General features: G+C 60.9%; 12 protein-coding genes and 2 pseudogenes. 2 read left to right on the top strand and 12 right to left on the bottom strand.

Annotated features, from left to right (window positions below; translation table 11 throughout):
* Nucleotides 1-75 precede the first annotated feature (75 nt).
* The 5 genes and pseudogenes from AC3IX4_RS09105 to AC3IX4_RS09085 all read right to left on the bottom strand — a co-directional run bounded on the left by AC3IX4_RS09105 (nt 76) and on the right by AC3IX4_RS09085 (nt 3,885).
* Nucleotides 76-794: pseudogene (locus AC3IX4_RS09105) on the bottom strand (MFS transporter).
* Between the two features lie 5 nt (nt 795-799).
* A pseudogene (locus tag AC3IX4_RS09100) lies at nt 800-1,105 on the bottom strand (EmrA/EmrK family multidrug efflux transporter periplasmic adaptor subunit); the annotation flags it as partial.
* Between the two features lie 27 nt (nt 1,106-1,132).
* Nucleotides 1,133-2,596 carry an efflux transporter outer membrane subunit gene (locus AC3IX4_RS09095; protein WP_489260222.1) on the bottom strand — a complete coding sequence of 488 codons (1,464 nt, stop codon included), beginning with the start codon at nt 2,594-2,596 and terminating at the stop codon, nt 1,133-1,135.
* Nucleotides 2,593-3,066, bottom strand: coding sequence for a MarR family winged helix-turn-helix transcriptional regulator (locus AC3IX4_RS09090; protein WP_489260221.1), 474 nt, complete (start codon nt 3,064-3,066; stop codon nt 2,593-2,595). Before AC3IX4_RS09090 ends, AC3IX4_RS09095 begins: the two co-directional genes overlap by 4 nt.
* 207 nt (nt 3,067-3,273) lie before the next feature.
* Complete coding sequence (locus tag AC3IX4_RS09085; protein WP_489260220.1) at nt 3,274-3,885, bottom strand: MiaE family protein; 612 nt, start codon at nt 3,883-3,885, stop codon at nt 3,274-3,276.
* A 156-nt stretch (nt 3,886-4,041) separates the two neighbouring features.
* Here AC3IX4_RS09085 and AC3IX4_RS09080 point away from each other — a divergent pair, with 156 nt between their 5' ends.
* A complete protein-coding gene (locus tag AC3IX4_RS09080; protein ID WP_489260219.1) occupies nt 4,042-4,905 on the top strand; it encodes a universal stress protein in 864 nt (287 codons plus the stop codon).
* Between the two features lie 10 nt (nt 4,906-4,915).
* On the opposite strand, the gene AC3IX4_RS09075 is transcribed toward AC3IX4_RS09080, so the two are convergent.
* Nucleotides 4,916-5,386: a DUF1289 domain-containing protein gene (locus AC3IX4_RS09075; RefSeq protein ID WP_489260218.1), complete on the bottom strand. Its 471-nt coding sequence runs from the start codon at nt 5,384-5,386 to the stop codon at nt 4,916-4,918.
* A gap of 404 nt (nt 5,387-5,790) precedes the next feature.
* On the opposite strand from AC3IX4_RS09075, the gene acnB reads away from it, so the two are divergent.
* The gene (gene acnB / locus AC3IX4_RS09070) at nt 5,791-8,400 is read left to right on the top strand and encodes a bifunctional aconitate hydratase 2/2-methylisocitrate dehydratase (protein WP_489261256.1); all 2,610 of its coding nucleotides are present in this window, start codon (nt 5,791-5,793) and stop codon (nt 8,398-8,400) included.
* Between the two features lie 149 nt (nt 8,401-8,549).
* Here acnB and prpD read toward each other — a convergent pair whose 3' ends face one another.
* From prpD to AC3IX4_RS09040, 6 genes are all read right to left on the bottom strand, one after another.
* On the bottom strand, nt 8,550-10,034 hold the full coding sequence (prpD, locus tag AC3IX4_RS09065; RefSeq protein ID WP_489260217.1) for a 2-methylcitrate dehydratase: 1,485 nt from the start codon (nt 10,032-10,034) through the stop codon (nt 8,550-8,552).
* A 64-nt stretch (nt 10,035-10,098) separates the two neighbouring features.
* Nucleotides 10,099-11,289: a 2-methylaconitate cis-trans isomerase PrpF gene (gene prpF, locus AC3IX4_RS09060; protein WP_489260216.1), complete on the bottom strand. Its 1,191-nt coding sequence runs from the start codon at nt 11,287-11,289 to the stop codon at nt 10,099-10,101.
* 124 nt (nt 11,290-11,413) lie between these two features.
* On the bottom strand, nt 11,414-14,002 hold the full coding sequence (gene acnD / locus AC3IX4_RS09055; RefSeq protein WP_489260215.1) for a Fe/S-dependent 2-methylisocitrate dehydratase AcnD: 2,589 nt from the start codon (nt 14,000-14,002) through the stop codon (nt 11,414-11,416).
* 170 nt (nt 14,003-14,172) lie between these two features.
* Nucleotides 14,173-15,300 carry a bifunctional 2-methylcitrate synthase/citrate synthase gene (gene prpC / locus AC3IX4_RS09050; protein ID WP_489260214.1) on the bottom strand — a complete coding sequence of 376 codons (1,128 nt, stop codon included), beginning with the start codon at nt 15,298-15,300 and terminating at the stop codon, nt 14,173-14,175.
* A 66-nt stretch (nt 15,301-15,366) separates the two neighbouring features.
* Nucleotides 15,367-16,257, bottom strand: coding sequence for a methylisocitrate lyase (prpB, locus tag AC3IX4_RS09045; RefSeq protein WP_489260213.1), 891 nt, complete (start codon nt 16,255-16,257; stop codon nt 15,367-15,369).
* Nucleotides 16,254-16,964 carry a GntR family transcriptional regulator gene (locus tag AC3IX4_RS09040; protein WP_489260212.1) on the bottom strand — a complete coding sequence of 237 codons (711 nt, stop codon included), beginning with the start codon at nt 16,962-16,964 and terminating at the stop codon, nt 16,254-16,256. Before AC3IX4_RS09040 ends, prpB begins: the two co-directional genes overlap by 4 nt.
* Between the last annotated feature and the right edge of the window lie 272 nt (nt 16,965-17,236).

Here is a 17,236-nt window from a genome sequence, read left to right as displayed (position 1 = left end):
AAACCGCGGTGCGTTCATCGCGGCTAAAGGCTAGGCGCCCCCGCCGCTCCTACCTCAAAGCGGCCATACCGCCAATCAATGTCCTGAGGATTCAGGCCCTGCTTTGGCCGTAAACGGCGGCTTGGCCAGCCACACCAGCAGTATCAATCCAGCAAATACCCAGCCCAGCAAGGTGAAATAATCCACCGTCGACATCATGTAGGCCTGGCTGCCGATCATCTGGTTGAGCTGTTCATAGGACTGGCTGTTGGCACCCCCCAGATGCTGCAATGCCTCACGCGTTGCCGGATCGAAGGTGCTGATGCTTTCGTTCAAGTAAGCATGATGCTGATCGGCCCGGCGGATCCAGATCCAGGCGGTCAGTGACGCGGCGAAGCTGCCACCCAGGGTACGCAGGAAAGTCGCCAACCCCGAGCCGTCGGCGATCTGGTGTGGCGGCAGGTCGGACAGCAGGATGCTCAAGGTCGGCATGAAGAACAGTGCCACGCCAATCCCCATGAACAACTGCACCAGCGCGATATGCTCAAAATCCACCTCATGGGTAAAACCTGCGCGCATAAAGCAGCTGGTGCCAATTCGCCGAAGCGGCGGCTGAGCCAGCCCGTCAGTGGTAAGGCAATGGCGTTACTCACTGCAAACGAAGTGATGACCCAGGTGCCCTGCTCGGAGCTAACGCCCAGGTTGGCGGAAATAGTCGGCAACGCCACGTTGGCGATGGTGGTGTCGAGTACCTGCATGAAGGTCGCCAGCGACAGCCCGATGGTCGTGAGCAGCAGGCTGGGTGGCGTAAAAATTGCTACCCGACCTGGGCATCGCTGGGGTCGAACTCGACCAGCACCTGGCCTTCATGCACCAGGTCGCCATCATCGGCGCCGATACTAATCACCGTACCGGTGGTCAGTGGCGTGATCTCCACCACGTTGCCGTTGACGTAGGCGTCGTCGGTACTTTCGCTCCAGCGGCCATAGAACTCATGCCAGGCCCAGACGCCAGCGCCCAACAGTACGACCAGCAGCAATACCGCCAGCAGCCAGCCTTTGCGCTTGCGCTGATTGCTCGCATCCTGCGCGTTTTCAGGTGTTTGAGGAGTAGTGGCAGTAGCCATGACGAATACCTTGCTGTTGATTGCGCTTTAGGGAGTCCGGGTCGCTGTCGCTTGGGGCACCGCAGCGACGTTCTCGCCCTGGAATCCACCGCCCAGGGCCTGCATCAATTGAATCGACAGATCGATCTGCTCGGCATTCAAGTCAGCCAACTGACGCTGGGCCTGGAGCAATTGCTGCTCGACGCTGAGCACCTCCAGATAGTTGCCAACGCCCCCACCGTAGCGCTGCATCACCGTGTCGTAAGAATTCTGGGCAATGTCGGCGGCATGCTGCTTGGCTGCGATCTGGCGGCCAATGGCATGGAGTTGATCGATGGTGTCGCTGACCTCACCCAATGCTCTGACCAAGCTCTTGTTGTACTGCGCCACGGCCAGGTCATAGTCCGCATCGCGGGCATCCAGGTCGGCGCGCAGGCGGCCGCCGTCAAACAGTGGCAATGACACCGCCGGGGCAATATTGAAAAAACGGCTGACGCCACCGAACAACGCATCGCCCAGCAGCGACTGGGTGCCGGCAGCGGCACTGAGGTTCAGGTTGGGGTAAAAGTTGGTCTTGCCAGCCTCGATGTCGCGGCTGGCAGCTTCCACCCGCCAGCGAGCGGCAACCAGGTCCGGGCGACGCCCGAGCAGTTCGGCCGGCAGCGACGATGGCAAGGCCACGGCGCTGGATTTGAGTACTTTAGGCCGGGCGATCTCGCTGCCACGGTCCGGGCCTTTGCCCAGCAGTACCGCGAGTGCGACTCGAGCACTTTGCAGTTGTTTCTGGGCATTGATCGCCTGCTCTTCGGAACTGGCCGCCAGGCTTTCGGTTTGCTGATACTCGTAGTCGCTGTCGATGCCCGACTTGAGCCGGCGCTCGCCCAGGTCGAGCATCTGCCGAGTCCGCTTGAGATCATCCTGGGTCAGGTCATTGACGATATGAGCTTGGCCCAGACTGTTATAAGCCCGGGCAACGTCGGCGGCCAGTGTCAACTGGGCGGCCTGGCGATCGATCTCGGCGGCGCGGGCCTGGCCCAGCGCGGCTTCCCAGGCAGCGCGCTGGCCACCCCAGAGATCGAAGGTGTAATTGAAGCTGACGCCCAGGCTGCGCAGCGTCGAATACGTCCCACCCTGCCCGCTGGGGTCTTGATCACGCGCCAGGCGCGAACGGCTGACGCTGGCCTCGGCATCCAGGGTTGGCATGCGCGCGGCATTGGCTGCCATGGCAAAGGCGCTGGCCTGGTGGGCACGGGCGCTGGCAATCTGCATGTCGGGGCTGTCACGCAGTGCTTCGCGGATCAGGCCATCGAGTTGCGGGTCGCCCAGGCTGGTCCACCAGTCACTCTTGGGCCAGACCGCCGGGGACAGGGTGACACCCTTGAGCGTTTGCTCGGCCTTGAGGTTTTTCACCTCAAGGCTAACGCCCTCAGGGTGCAGCCCGCTAAAGCTGGCACAGCCGGCCAGGCTCAGGGCCAGCAACATCGGGCCCAGCCGCAAGGTCTTGGTGTTCATTTGACCCCCATTCGCTGCTCGACCAGGGAATCCCCGGCGGCCAGCAACAATTTGGTCAGGATCCTCTCCAGGCTCTGCAGCTCTTCGGGCTCCAGGGTTCCCGCCAACTCATTCATCGCATTGGCACCGATCACCGGCAATTGGTCGATCAACTGCGTGCTTCCCGCGGTCAGGGCCAGGCGCACCTGGCGGCGGTCGTTCTCGCAACGACGACGAGCGATCAGGTCTTTTTGCTCCAGGCGATCGAGCATCCGCGTCATCGCCCCACTGTCTAGCGACAGGTAGCGGCACAACTCGGCGGGGGTATCGACCGAGAACTGCGCCATGATGGTCAGCACCTTGAACTGCGCAGCCGTGATGCCGAACGGCGCCAGGTGCGAATCGAGAATACGGTCCTTCACCAGATGAGCGCGCCCCAGCAGCATCCCGAGGGTGCACTGATGAAAGGTCTCAGGGGAGAAATGCTTCATGACGGACAGAACCTGCTTAGGCAGAGAATATGTCCAAATGTTACTGCCTAGGCAGCCAATGTCCAAGCATTAATTAGCTTGCTTACTATTTTGACGACGGTAGGAGCAGACCTTGGTCGCGATGGCATCACCGCGGTTCATCGGGCAAACCGCGGGGATGCCATCGCGACCAAGGTCTGCTCCTACACACCACGCAGCGGTGAAGTGTCAGTGGGCGGCGGGCACGCCGCTGTGGAAGCGAAATTCGTGGTCCGGGGTTTCGATCAGCTCGCGCTCGACCTCGCGGACTTCCAGCACTTTGGCATCAATATCCGCCGCATCCCCGTACAGGTAGGCCAGCTTGAGGTAGTCCTGGAAATGCCGCGCCTCGGACTTGAGTAACCCAGCATAGAATTTGGACAGGTCTTCATCCAGGTGCGGCACCAGTGCGGCAAAGCGCTCGCAGGAACGCGCCTCGACATAGGCGCCGACGATCAACGCATCGGTCAGGCGGTAGGGGTTGTGGTTGCGCACATGCTTGCGCAGGCCACCGGCATACCGCGCCGAGCTAACGTTAGCCATGGGGATGCCGCGCCGCTTGATGATGCCCAGCACCTGCTCGAAGTGGCGCAGCTCTTCACGGGCCAGGCGCGACATTTTGTTCAGCAGGTCGGGCTTGTCGTTGTACTGGAACATGAACTGGAACGCCGCCCCAGCCGCCTTCTTTTCGTTATTGGCGTGGTCGATCAGCAAAATATCGAGGTTTTGCAGCGCCGCTTCAACCCAGGCATCAGGCGTGCGGCAAGCCAGGAAGGCGTCGATTTCAGGAATAAGGTGCATAGGCTCACAAACAGGGACAACCGCTAAGCCGCCGATTATACCGGCACCGGCGCTGATCACCAGCGACTATGCTTGTTGTGTATCAACACCCACTGCATCTGGGGCCGACTGACTATAGTCAGTCACTGGCCGCCATTTCTAAAGGGAGTTCAGCTCATGCAAGCCGTCCGTAACATTCTGGTGGTGCTTGACCCCGATCACGCCCACAGCAAGGCCCTGGCGCGGGCAAAGTTAATTGCTGGCGTCACCAAAGCTCACCTGCACCTGTTGATGTGCGATAAAAAGCAGGACCACAAGGCCCTGCTCAGCCTGCTCCAAAGCCAACTTCACGATGATGGCTTCAACGATGTCAGCGTCGAACAGTCCTGGCACGACTCACTGCACGAATCGATCATCAGCGCGCAGCAAGACAAAGACTGCCAACTGGTCATCAAGGAGCACCGCCCCGACAGCCCGCTGAAAAAGCTCCTGCTGACCCCCACTGACTGGCAACTGCTGCGCCATTGCCCTTGTGCCGTGCTGATGGTCAAGCATGAAGAGCCGTGGGCCGACCGAGTCATCCTGGCGGCCGTGGATGTTGGCAACCCGGACGAAGCGCATCGGCACCTGCACAGCACCATCATCGATCACGGCTATGAGATAGCCAAGCTGGCCAAGGCCAAGCTGCATGTGATCAGCGCCCACCCCGCCCTCATGCTCTCGACGGCCGACCCGGCGCTGCAACTGAGCGAAACCCTGCAGGCGCGCTTTCGCGAGCAATGCAAGTCATTCCAGGCCGAGTTCTATGTGGAGGACCAACAACTGCATATCGATGAAGGCCCGGCCGACGTACTGATCCTTTATTGGGCGCAGGAACTCAAGGCAGCCGTCACTATCGTCGGTACCGTGGCGCGCACCGGTATTTCCGGCGCGCTGATTGGTAATACCGCAGAAGAGCTGCTCGACAAACTGGAAAGTGACGTGCTGGTACTCAAGGCCGAAGCGGCCATTGACAAGGTCACGGAGGTGGCGCGGGAATGAAATATCCGCCTCAACCGCCCAGCGCGTCTTTCAGGAAGCCCGGGGCGATGTAGCGCTGATAATGCGCTTCGGACAGGAGGAAAAATTCCCGATCGATGGCGTCACGCAGCTCAGGAAGCTCCCAGCCGCGAAACTCCGGCAACAGCACCATGCCATAGGCCTCCAGCTGATTGATGACCCGCGCCCCGCGGGCAATCAGCTGGTAAGCCCAGCAATACTCAGACTGATGCGCCACGAAGCGGATCTTGCGCTGCTCCAGTTGCAGGCGCAGCTTGCCGGCGTCGAACACCTCGAGCTTGGCGGTCATGACCTGCACCAGCAATTGCTCCAGACGCAGCCACACCGCACGCTTTTGATCGTCGTTGTAGCCGTTCCAGTAAATCACTTCATGGTGGAAACGCTTGCAGCCGCGGCACACAAGATCACCATAGACAGTGGAGCAAAGGCCGACACACGGCGTCTTGATGGATTGATTGGACATGGACAAAAAATGCTGGGGAACCTGACAAGGCGCCATGTTAGTCCTTTGTCCAATCGAGGTCACCTCAAGAAGTCCTTTCATTCAACTTACTTTTGTCGATATTTTCCCGTAGAATCGGCCGGCCTTTCTTAAGGCGCCAATGTCCGTTAGAAGCTGTTTTCAAAGCGTCACGAGCACAGTCGATCCTTCAGAACGGCGTTGGTACGAGAAATTTGCTGGCAAGTCTCTCGTACCAGCCCTCATCAGCTCCCGTTCTGCAGGCGTAAAACTTTGAAAGCAGCTTCTGGAGGGAATGCCTTTAATCCTGGCTAAGTGGCTCAAAAAGCCTCGCAGCGCATGGGTACTGGTATTTCCGGATGAGCGTCCCGGACACCCATTTGGGACCACTGATGAGGGTAATAACTGTGCTTGAAGCCTACCGCAAACACATCGAAGAGCGTGCCGCCCAGGGTATCGTGCCCCAGCCGCTTAACGCCGAGCAAACCGCAGGCCTGGTCGAGCTGCTGAAGAATCCCCCGGCCGGCGAAGAAGCCGTCCTCCTCGACCTGATCACCAATCGCGTACCCCCTGGAGTGGACGAAGCAGCCTACGTGAAGGCTGGTTTCCTGTCTGCCATCGCCAAAGGCGAAGCAACCTCCCCCCTGATCGACAAAAAGCGCGCCGTTGAGCTGCTGGGCACCATGCAAGGTGGCTACAACATCGCCACTATGGTCGAGCTGCTGGACAACGCCGAGCTGTCCGCCGTTGCCGCCGAACAACTCAAGCACACCCTGCTGATGTTCGACGCCTTCCACGACGTTGCTGAAAAAGCCAAGGCTGGCAACGCCAACGCCCAGGCCGTGCTGCAATCCTGGGCCGACGGCGAGTGGTTCCAGAAACGTCCGACCCTGGCCGACAAGATCAGCCTGCGCGTCTTCAAGGTCACCGGCGAAACCAACACCGACGACCTGTCCCCGGCGCCTGATGCCTGGTCCCGCCCGGACATCCCGCTGCACGCCCTGGCCATGCTGAAAATGGCCCGTGACGGCATCGTGCCGGACGAGCAAGGCGTCACCGGCCCAATGAAGCAGATCGAAGAAATGCGCGGCCAGGGTTTCCCTATCGCCTACGTCGGTGACGTGGTCGGTACCGGTTCCTCGCGCAAATCCGCCACCAACTCGGTGCTGTGGTTCTTCGGCGACGACATCCCTTACGTGCCGAACAAGCGCGGCGGTGGTTTCTGCTTCGGCTCCAAGATTGCCCCGATTTTCTACAACACCATGGAAGACGCCGGCGCCCTGCCGATCGAATTCGATGTGTCGAACATGCACATGGGCGACGTGATCGACCTGTACCCGCACGCAGGCAAAGTCTGCAAGCACGGTACCGACGAAGTCATCACCACCTTCGAAATGAAGACCCCAGTGCTGTTGGACGAAGTCCGCGCTGGCGGCCGTATCCCGCTGATCGTCGGCCGTGGCCTGACCGAGAAGGCACGCGCTGAACTGGGCCTGGGCCCAACCGACCTGTTCAAGCTGCCGGAAGCACCTGTCGACACTGGCAAGGGCTACACCCTGGCACAGAAAATGGTCGGCAAGGCGTGCGGCCTGCCAGCAGACAAAGGCGTTCGCCCTGGCACCTACTGCGAACCGAGGATGACCACCGTCGGCTCCCAGGACACCACTGGCCCGATGACCCGTGACGAGCTGAAAGACCTGGCTTGCCTGGGCTTCTCTGCCGACCTGGTCATGCAGTCGTTCTGCCACACCGCGGCCTACCCCAAGCCAATCGACGTCACCACCCACCACACCCTGCCGGATTTCATCCGCACCCGTGGCGGCGTTTCGCTCAAGCCTGGCGATGGCATCATCCACAGCTGGCTGAACCGCATGCTGCTGCCTGACACTGTCGGCACCGGCGGCGACTCGCACACCCGCTTCCCGATCGGTATCTCGTTCCCGGCAGGTTCCGGCCTGGTCGCCTTCGCCGCTGCCACTGGCGTCATGCCGCTGGACATGCCGGAGTCGGTACTGGTGCGCTTCAAGGGCAAGCTGCAACCAGGCATCACCCTGCGTGACCTGGTCCACGCCATCCCTTACTACGGCATCAAGAACGGCCTGCTGACCGTCGAGAAGAAAGGCAAGATCAACGCCTTCTCCGGCCGCATCCTGGAAATCGAAGGCCTGGACGACCTGACCGTCGAGCAAGCGTTCGAACTGTCCGACGCCTCGGCTGAACGCTCCGCTGCCGGCTGCACCATCAAGCTGCCAGAAAAAGCCATCTCCGAGTACCTGACGTCGAACATCACCCTGCTGCGCTGGATGATCAGCGAAGGCTACGGCGATGCACGCACCATGGAACGTCGCGCCCAAGCGATGGAAGCCTGGCTGGCCAACCCTGAGCTGCTGACTGCAGACAAGGACGCCGAATACGCCGAAATCATCGAGATCGACCTGGCCGAAATCAACGAGCCTGTGCTCTGCGCACCGAACGATCCGGACGACGCTCGCCTGCTGTCCACCGTTCAAGGCCAGAAGATCGACGAAGTGTTCATCGGTTCGTGCATGACCAACATCGGTCACTTCCGCGCTGCCGGTAAACTGCTGGAGCAGGTCAAGGGTCAGCTGCCAACCCGTCTGTGGCTGTCGCCGCCGACCAAGATGGACGCTCACCAACTGACCGAAGAAGGCTACTACGGCATCTACGGCAAGGCTGGCGCGCGCATGGAAATGCCAGGCTGCTCGCTGTGCATGGGTAACCAGGCACGTGTTGAACCGAACTCCACCGTGGTGTCGACTTCGACCCGTAACTTCCCGAACCGCCTGGGCGATGGTGCCAACGTGTACCTGGCCTCTGCAGAGCTGGCCGCTGTTGCGTCCATCCTCGGCAAGCTACCAACCGTCGAAGAGTACATGGAGTACGCCGGTAAGATCGACAGCATGGCTGCCGATGTCTACCGCTACCTGAGCTTCGACCAGATCGCAGAATTCCGTGAAGCTGCTGCAAGCGCCAACATCCCGGCCCTTCAAGTTTAATCGCGAAATCCAGCGTCAAAAAAACCCGCCGTAATGGCGGGTTTTTTGTAGCCGCTGCCGAAGGCTGCGATGCGGCCCGTCAGGGGCGCCATGTGCGCCCGCTTCGCGGTCGATCGCAGCCTATCGGCAGCGGCTACAGGCCACAGGTTTTATGCCACGAACAAATCCACAAACCGATGCACCGCCATACCTTCAAGCTTCACCTGATCCTTGCACAAGGCAAAAATCTGCGCCGAGCGCTGGACTGTGAAGCGGGTCGCCAGATTGGCCTTGAACTTGTCCTCCAGCAACGAAATCCCTTCCAACCGCCGCCGGCGATGCCCGATGGGGTATTCGACGCTGACTTTGTCAGTGCTGCTGCCATCTTTAAAAAATACCTGCACAGCGTTGGCGATCGAGCGCTTGTCGGGCTCCAGGTATTCACGGGTGAAGCGCGGGTCCTCAACGATTTCCATCTTCTCGCGCAGTTGATCGATCACCGGGTGTCTGGCATGAAAAGCGTCTTCGTAATCCTCGGCCGTCAACGTGCCATACGCCAGCGGCACGGCCACCATGTATTGCAGGCAATGATCGCGATCCGCGGCATTGGCCAACGGTCCAGCCTTGGAGATGATGCGAATGGCCGATTCGTTCGTGGTGATCACGATCTTGACGATTTCCGGCAGCCGGTTGCGCACCAGCGGGTGCAAGGTCACCGCCGCTTCGCAGGCGGTTTGCGCATGAAATTCGGCCGGAAAGCTGATCTTGAACAGCACATTTTCCATCACGTAAGTGCCGAATGGCTGCGACAACTTGAAGGCACGCGCCTCTGGCGGCTTTAGCGCCAGATCCTTGTTGGTGTGGCTGAACAGCACGTCATAAAACCCCCATTGCGCCGCCGTCAGTACCCCGGGAATGCCCATCTCACCGCGCAGGGCGATATCCGCCAAGCGCACACCACGACTGGTGGCGTCGCCTGCCGCCCAGGATTTTCGCGAACCAGCGTTGGGCGCATGCCGATAAGTGCGCAAGGCCTGGCCGTCGACAAAGGCATGGGACAGCGCCGACAGCAGTTGCTCGCGCGTCGCCCCCATGAGTTTGGCGGCCACGGCGGTCGAGGCCACTTTCACCAGCAGCACATGGTCCAGCCCAACGCGATTGAATGAGTTTTCCAGCGCAATCACGCCCTGGATTTCATGGGCCATGATCATCGCCTCAAGCACGGCCCGCATGCTCAGTGGCGCCTCACCGTTGGCGACTTGTTTTTGCGACAGGTGATCGGCCACGGCGAGAATGGCGCCGAGGTTATCCGAGGGGTGGCCCCACTCGGCGGCAAGCCACGTGTCGTTGTAGTCAAGCCAGCGCACCATGCAGCCAATGTCCCAGGCGGCCTTGATGGGGTCCAGGCGATAGGAGGTGCCCGGCACGCGAGCGCCATAAGGCACGACGGTGCCCTCGACGAAAGGCCCAAGGTGTTTGGTGCATTCGGGAAAACGCAGCGCCAGCAAGCCGCAACCGAGCGTGTCGATCAGGCAGTTGCGCGCCGTATTGAGCGCTTCAGGGGAGTCGATCTGGAAGGTGAGGACATAGTCGGCGATGTCCTGCAGGAGGGTGTCGTAACCGGGACGATCATTGACATCAACATTGGCGCTCATTTTTGTTCCCTCTTGGCAAAGGGTAAGGGCCGGCTGTTACACCGACCCTGAGCGGCACCGAAAGTTAGAAAGCATCTCCCGGAACGCGTACCCAACCTTCCATCAAAATCCGCGCACTGCGGCTCATGATGGCCTTGGTGACGGTCCACTCGCTATTGACCTGCCGCGCCTCGGCGCCAACACGCAAGGTGCCCGAGGGATGGCCAAAGCGCACCGCGCTGCGCTCACCGCCACCGGCCGCCAGGTTCACCAGCGTACCCGGCACCGCCGCCGCCGTGCCGATCGCCACTGCCGCTGTGCCCATCATGGCGTGGTGCAGCTTGCCCATCGACAGCGCCCGCACCAGCAGATCAACATCCGCAGCCTTGACCGGCTTGCCGCTCGAAGCAGTGTAGTCGGTCGGCTTGGCGACGAAGGCCACCTTCGGCGTGTGCTGACGTTTGGCAGCTTCGTCGACATGAGCAATCAAGCCCATACGTACCGCACCATAGGCGCGGATGGTTTCGAACATGGCCAATGCCTTGGCATCGCCGTTGATCGCCTCTTGAAGCTCGGTGCCGGTGTAACCGATGTCCTGGGCATTGACGAAAATCGTCGGGATGCCGGCATTGATCATGGTCACATTCAGGGTACCAACGCCTGGCACTTCCAAGTCATCGACCAGATTGCCGGTAGGGAACATCGAACCACCGGCGCCCTCCTCGTCCGCCGCCGGGTCAAGGAATTCGAGCTGCACTTCGGCGGCTGGAAAGGTCACGCCATCGAGCTCGAAGTCGCCGGTTTCCTGCACTTCACCATTGGTGATTGGCACATGGGCGATAATCGACTTGCCGATGTTGGCCTGCCAGATCCGCACCACGGCTACGCCGTTGTCTGGAACACGCTCGGCATCGACCAGCCCAGCGCTGATGGCGAACGAGCCGACGGCTGCCGACAGGTTGCCGCAGTTGCCGCTCCAATCGACGAAGGCGGTATCGATGGCGACTTGGCCGAACAGGTAGTCGACGTCATGCCCAGGCTTGCTGCTTTTGGCCAGGATCACGGTTTTGCTGGTGCTGGAGGTGGCCGCGCCCATGCCGTCGATTTGCTTGCCGTACGGGTCGGGGCTGCCGATGACGCGCATCAATAGCGCATCGCGAGCCGGGCCCGGCACTTGGGCGCGCTCGGGCAGGTCTTGCAGGCGGAAGAATACGCCCTTGCTGGTGCCACCACGGATGTAGGTGGCGGGAATCTTGATCTGAGGTACGTGTGCCATTTGAGGATTCCGGGTTGGGGGCCTATTCGCCTGTAGGAGCCAGCCTCGGCTGCGATGGGCACACCACGGTTTGTCTGATACACCGCGGTGCGCCCATCGCAGCCAAGGCTGGCTCCTACCCTAGTTAGGCATTATTCGATTCGAGGAAGTCCTGGGCAAAGCGCTGCAGAACACCGCCTGCCTCGTAGATCGAGACTTCTTCGTCGCTGTCCAGGCGGCAGGTGACCGGCACATCCAGGCACTCGCCGTTACGGCGATGGATCACCAGGGTCAGTGTGGCGCGCGGAGTACGCTGGCCGACCACGTCGTAAGTCTCGGTACCGTCCAGGCCCAGAGTCTTACGGGTAGTACCGGGCTTGAACTCCAGCGGCAGCACGCCCATACCGATCAGGTTGGTGCGGTGAATACGCTCGAAGCCTTCGGCTGCAATCGCTTCGACACCGGCCAGGCGCACGCCCTTGGCTGCCCAGTCACGGGACGAACCTTGGCCGTAGTCGGCACCGGCAACAATGATCAGCGGCTGCTTGCGCTCCATGTAGATTTCAATGGCTTCCCACATGCGCATGACCTTGCCTTCCGGCTCGACGCGGGTCAGCGAACCTTTCTTGACCTGGCCATCGACCACGGCCATTTCGTTGACCAGTTGCGGGTTGGCAAAGGTCGCGCGCTGGGCGGTCAGGTGGTCACCACGGTGAGTGGCGTAGGAGTTGAAGTCTTCCTCCGGCAAGCCCATCTTGGCCAGGTATTCGCCCGCTGCGCTGTTGAGCATGATGGCGTTGGACGGCGACAGGTGGTCGGTGGTGATGTTGTCTGGCAGCACAGCCAGCGGACGCATGCCGGTCAGTGAACGCTCGCCAGCCAACGCGCCTTCCCAGTACGGCGGACGACGGATGTAGGTGCTCTGTGCGCGCCAGTCGTACAGTGGGCTGACTTTCGGCCCGGTGTCTTCCTGCGCGGCAAACATCGGAATGTAGACCTTGCGGAACTGCTCCGGCTTCACAGCAGCCTTCACCACCGCATCGATTTCTTCATCGCTCGGCCAGATGTCCTTCAGGCGGATTTCCTTGCCGTCGACCACGGCCAACACGTCTTTCTCGATGTCGAAACGGATGGTACCGGCAATCGCATAGGCCACCACCAGCGGTGGCGACGCCAGGAAAGCCTGCTTGGCGTAAGGGTGGATTCGCCCGTCGAAGTTGCGGTTACCCGACAGCACGGCCGTGGCATACAGGTCGCGGTCGATGATTTCCTGCTGGATGACGGGGTCCAGCGCACCCGACATACCGTTACAGGTGGTGCAGGCGAAGGCGACAATGCCAAAGCCCAGTTGCTGCAGCTCTTGAGTCAGCCCGGCTTCGTCCAGGTACAGCTCGACCGCACGCGAGCCCGGGGCCAGGGAGGACTTCACCCATGGCTTGCGGGCCAGGCCCAGCTTGTTGGCATTACGCGCCAGCAGGCCTGCGGCAATCACGTTGCGCGGGTTGCTGGTGTTGGTGCAGCTGGTGATCGCAGCAATGATCACGGCGCCGTCGGGCATTTGGCCCGGCACGTCGTCCCACTGGCCGGCGATGCCCTTGGCTGCCAGGTCCGAAGTTGCCACGCGAGCGTGGGGGTTCGATGGGCCAGCCATGTTGCGCACGACCGACGACAGGTTGAAGTGCAGCACGCGCTCGTACTCGGCGTCCTTCAGGCTGTCAGCCCAGAGGCCGGTAAGCTTGGCATAGTTTTCCACCAGCTTGACCTGCTCGTCTTCACGACCGGTCAGCTTCAGGTAATCGATGGTTTGCTGGTCGATGGAGAACATCGCCGCGGTGGCGCCGTATTCCGGGGCCATGTTGGAGATGGTGGCGCGGTCGCCCAAGGTCAGCGCGGTAGCGCCTTCACCGTAGAATTCAAGGTAGGCACCGACGACTTTCTGCTGGCGCAGGAACTCGGTCAACGCCAATACCACGTCCGTGGCGGTGATGCCCGGTTGTGGGCGGCCCGACAGTTCAACACCAATGATGTCTGGCAGGCGCATCCAGGACGCGCGACCGAGCATGACGTTCTCAGCTTCAAGGCCGCCCACGCCGATGGCGATCACGCCCAGCGCATCGACGTGCGGGGTGTGGCTGTCGGTGCCGACCAGGGTGTCAGGGAAGGCCACACCGTCACGGGCCTGGATCACCGGCGACATCCGCTCCAGGTTGATCTGGTGCATGATGCCGTTGCCTGGCGGGATCACTTCGACGTTCTTGAACGCCTTCTTGGTCCAGTCGATGAAGTGAAAACGGTCTTCGTTACGACGGTCTTCAATGGCACGGTTTTTTTCGAAAGCGTCAGGATCAAAGCCACCGCACTCAACCGCCAGGGAGTGGTCGACGATCAACTGAACCGGCACCACCGGGTTTACCTGGGCCGGGTCACCGCCCATGTCGGCGATGGCATCACGCAAGCCCGCCAGGTCGACCAATGCCGTCTGGCCGAGAATGTCGTGGCATACCACGCGAGCCGGGAACCAGGGGAAGTCCAGGTCGCGCTTGCGCTCGATCAGCTGGGTCAGCGAGGCATTCAGGGTCGCGGGGTTGCAACGACGCACCAGGTTTTCGGCCAGTACGCGAGAGGTGTACGGCAGCGTGGCATAGGCGCCCGGCTTGATGGCCTCGACCGCTTCACGAGCGTCGAAGTAGTCCAGGGCGGTGCCGGGCAGAGCTTTGCGAAATTCAGTATTCATGGCGCGGGGACTCAATCACGGGAGGTCATCGGGACAACACCTGGCCTCTTGTGGGAGCTGGCTTGCCAGCGAATGGGGCGATGCGGTCCATCTGAATGACCGCGTTGACTTCATTCGCTGGCAAGGCCAGCTCCTACATAAAGAGAAGAGCAGGCGTCGTCCTCCTTCGGTCAGCGTTGTTCGATTGGCACGAACTTGCGCTGTTCAACGCCGGTGTACTCGGCGCTCGGGCGGATGATGCGGTTGTTGGCGCGCTGTTCGAACACGTGGGCAGTCCAGCCGCTGGTGCGCGAGCAAACGAAGATCGGCGTGAACAACTTGGTCGGGATGCCCATGAAGTGGTAGGCCGAGGCATGGTAGAAGTCAGCGTTAGGGAACAGCTTCTTCTGATCCCACATGGTCTTGTCGATGGCTTCGGAAACCGGGAACAGCACGGTGTCGCCCACTTCTTCCGCCAGCTGCTTGGACCAGCCCTTGATCACTTCGTTACGCGGGTCGGACTCTTTGTAGATCGCGTGGCCAAAGCCCATGATCTTGTCCTTGCGTGCCAGCATCTGCAGCAGCTCGGCTTTCGCTTCGTCAGCCGATTCGAAACGCTCGATCAGTTCCATGGCCGCTTCGTTGGCGCCGCCATGCAACGGGCCACGCAGGGTACCGATGGCACCGGTCACGCAGGAGTACAGGTCCGACAGGGTCGATGCACAGACGCGCGCGGTGAAGGTCGAGGCGTTGAATTCGTGCTCTGCGTAGAGGATCAGCGAGACGTTCATCACTTTTTCGTGCAGCTCGCTCGGCTTCTCGCCGTGCAGCAGTGCCAGGAAGTGCCCACCGATGGTCGCTTCGTCAGTGACGCAGTCGATGCGCTTGCCATTGTGGCTGAAGTGGTACCAGTAGGTCATGATCGCCGGGAAGGCGGCAAGCATGCGGTCGGCCACATCGCGCTGCTGGTCGAAGTGCAGTTCTGGCTCAAGGTTACCGAGCACCGAAGCACCGCTACGCATGACGTCCATCGGGTGAGCGTCTTTAGGCAGGCGTTCCAGCACTTCCTTCAGCGCCTGGGGCAGGTCGCGTTGGGCTTTGAGCTTTTGCTGGTAGGCGGCCAGTTGCGCCTTGTTCGGCAGCTCGCCGTACAGCAGCAGGTAGGCGACTTCTTCGAAAATTGCACCGGCGGCCAGGTCGCGCACGTCATAGCCGCGGTAGGTCAGGCCAGCGCCTTCCTGGCCAACGGTGGACAACGCCGTCTGGCCGGCAACCTGGCCACGCAGGCCAGCGCCACTCAGTACTTTTGCTTCAGCCATGGTTATCTCCTCATTCTTGAATTTGTTCTGTAGGTTGCCCGGCCAGGCAGGCCGGGCGGGCATCAATCAGCCATTCTTCTTCTGGGCAAACAGCGCGTCGAGGTGCTGTTCGAAGGTGTGGTAGTTGATGCGGTCGTACAGCTCCATGCGAGTCTGCATGGTGTCGATGACGTTTTTCTGGGTGCCATCGCGGCGCAGGGCGTTGTAGACATTTTCCGCGGCCTTGTTCATGGCGCGGAATGCCGACAGTGGGTACAGCGCCAGGGAGACGTCGGCCGAGGCCAGCTCTTCGGTGGTGAACAGCGGGGTGGAGCCGAATTCGGTGATGTTGGCCAGGATCGGCGCCTTCACATATTCAGCGAACGTCTTGTACATCGACAGTTCAGTGACCGCTTCCGGGAAAATCATGTCGGCACCGGCTTCGATGCAGGCAGCGGCGCGCTCCAGCGCCGATTCCAGGCCTTCGACGGCCAGCGCATCGGTACGCGCCATGATCACGAAGCTGTCATCGGTACGGGCATCGACAGCAGCCTTGATGCGGTCGACCATTTCCTGCAGGGAAACGATTTCTTTATTCGGGCGGTGGCCGCAGCGCTTGGCACCGACCTGGTCTTCGATGTGAATCGCAGCTGCGCCGAACTTGATCATCGACTTGACGGTACGGGCCACGTTGAAGGCGGACGAACCGAAACCGGTGTCGACATCGACCAGCAGCGGCAGGTCGCAGACGTCGGTGATACGGCGTACGTCGGTCAGCACGTCATCCAGGCCGGTAATACCCAGGTCAGGCAGGCCCAGGGAGCCTGCAGCCACGCCGCCACCGGAGAGATAGATGGCCTTGAAGCCCGCGCGCTTGGCCAACAGGGCGTGGTTGGCGTTAATGGCGCCGACCACTTGCAGCGGGTGTTCAGCGGCAACTGCATCGCGAAAACGCTGGCCGGGACTCTTCTGACTCATGACTCACCTCGTGGGCTGGTAGCGTCCAGGTAGTGACGCTCTATATTGCGTTTGGAAGCGCCGATGTGTCGGCGCATCAAGAGCTCGGCCAATTCACCGTCACGGTCGGCAATGGCATCGAGAATTCGGTGGTGTTCGGCGAACGCCTGGTGGGGGCGGTTCGGGGTGGCGGAGAACTGGATGCGGTACATGCGCACCAACTGATACAGCTCGCCGCAGAGCATCTGGGTCAGGGTGCGGTTACCGCTGCCCTGGATGATTCGGTAGTGAAAGTCGAAATCGCCTTCCTGCTGGTAGTAGCCAACACCGGCCTGGAACGCTGCATCGCGCTCGTGGGTTTCGAGCACCCGGCGCAGCTCGTTGATTTCGGCCTCACTCATGCGCTCGGCCGCCAGGCGACAGGCCATGCCTTCCAGGGATTCGCGGATTTCGTACAGCTCGATCAGTTCGGCATGGCTCAGTGAAACCACCCGCGCGCCGACGTGCGGCACACGAACCAGCAGGCGCTGGCCTTCCAGGCGATGGATGGCCTCGCGCAATGGGCCACGGCTGATACCGTAAGTACGCGCCAGCTCAGGCTCGGAGATCTTGCTGCCCGGGGCGATCTCGCCCTTGACGATGGCCGCCTGGATGCGCCGGAAGACGTTTTCGGACAGGGTTTCCGAATCTTCCTGATTGAGGCCGGGGGCTTGAGCTGCATCCAACATATTGTCGACACCTTTTAAATCCATGCCTGCAAAACTAGCCTAAAGCCCCAGTCGCAGTCAAAGAAAAAATCAACATTGTCGACAATCTGCTAATAACGAACTTCCATAGCGTTCTTGTGGTCTGAAAGGCCAGCCGCTGGCGTCATAAAGCCAGCGTGATAGAATGCCGCCCGCCTCGAACCAGAGGGGCGAAGTCGTTTGTCTGCCGTTCTTCTTTCTTTAGATAGGCAAAGAAAGGCAGGCAATGAGGAAGCTCGCGCAGTCGTGCCAGT

Source organism: Pseudomonas sp. KH_021 (assembly GCF_057838865.1).
The sequence above is the reverse complement of the archived record's forward strand: the minus strand, read 5'-3'. Positions and strand labels throughout refer to the sequence as shown.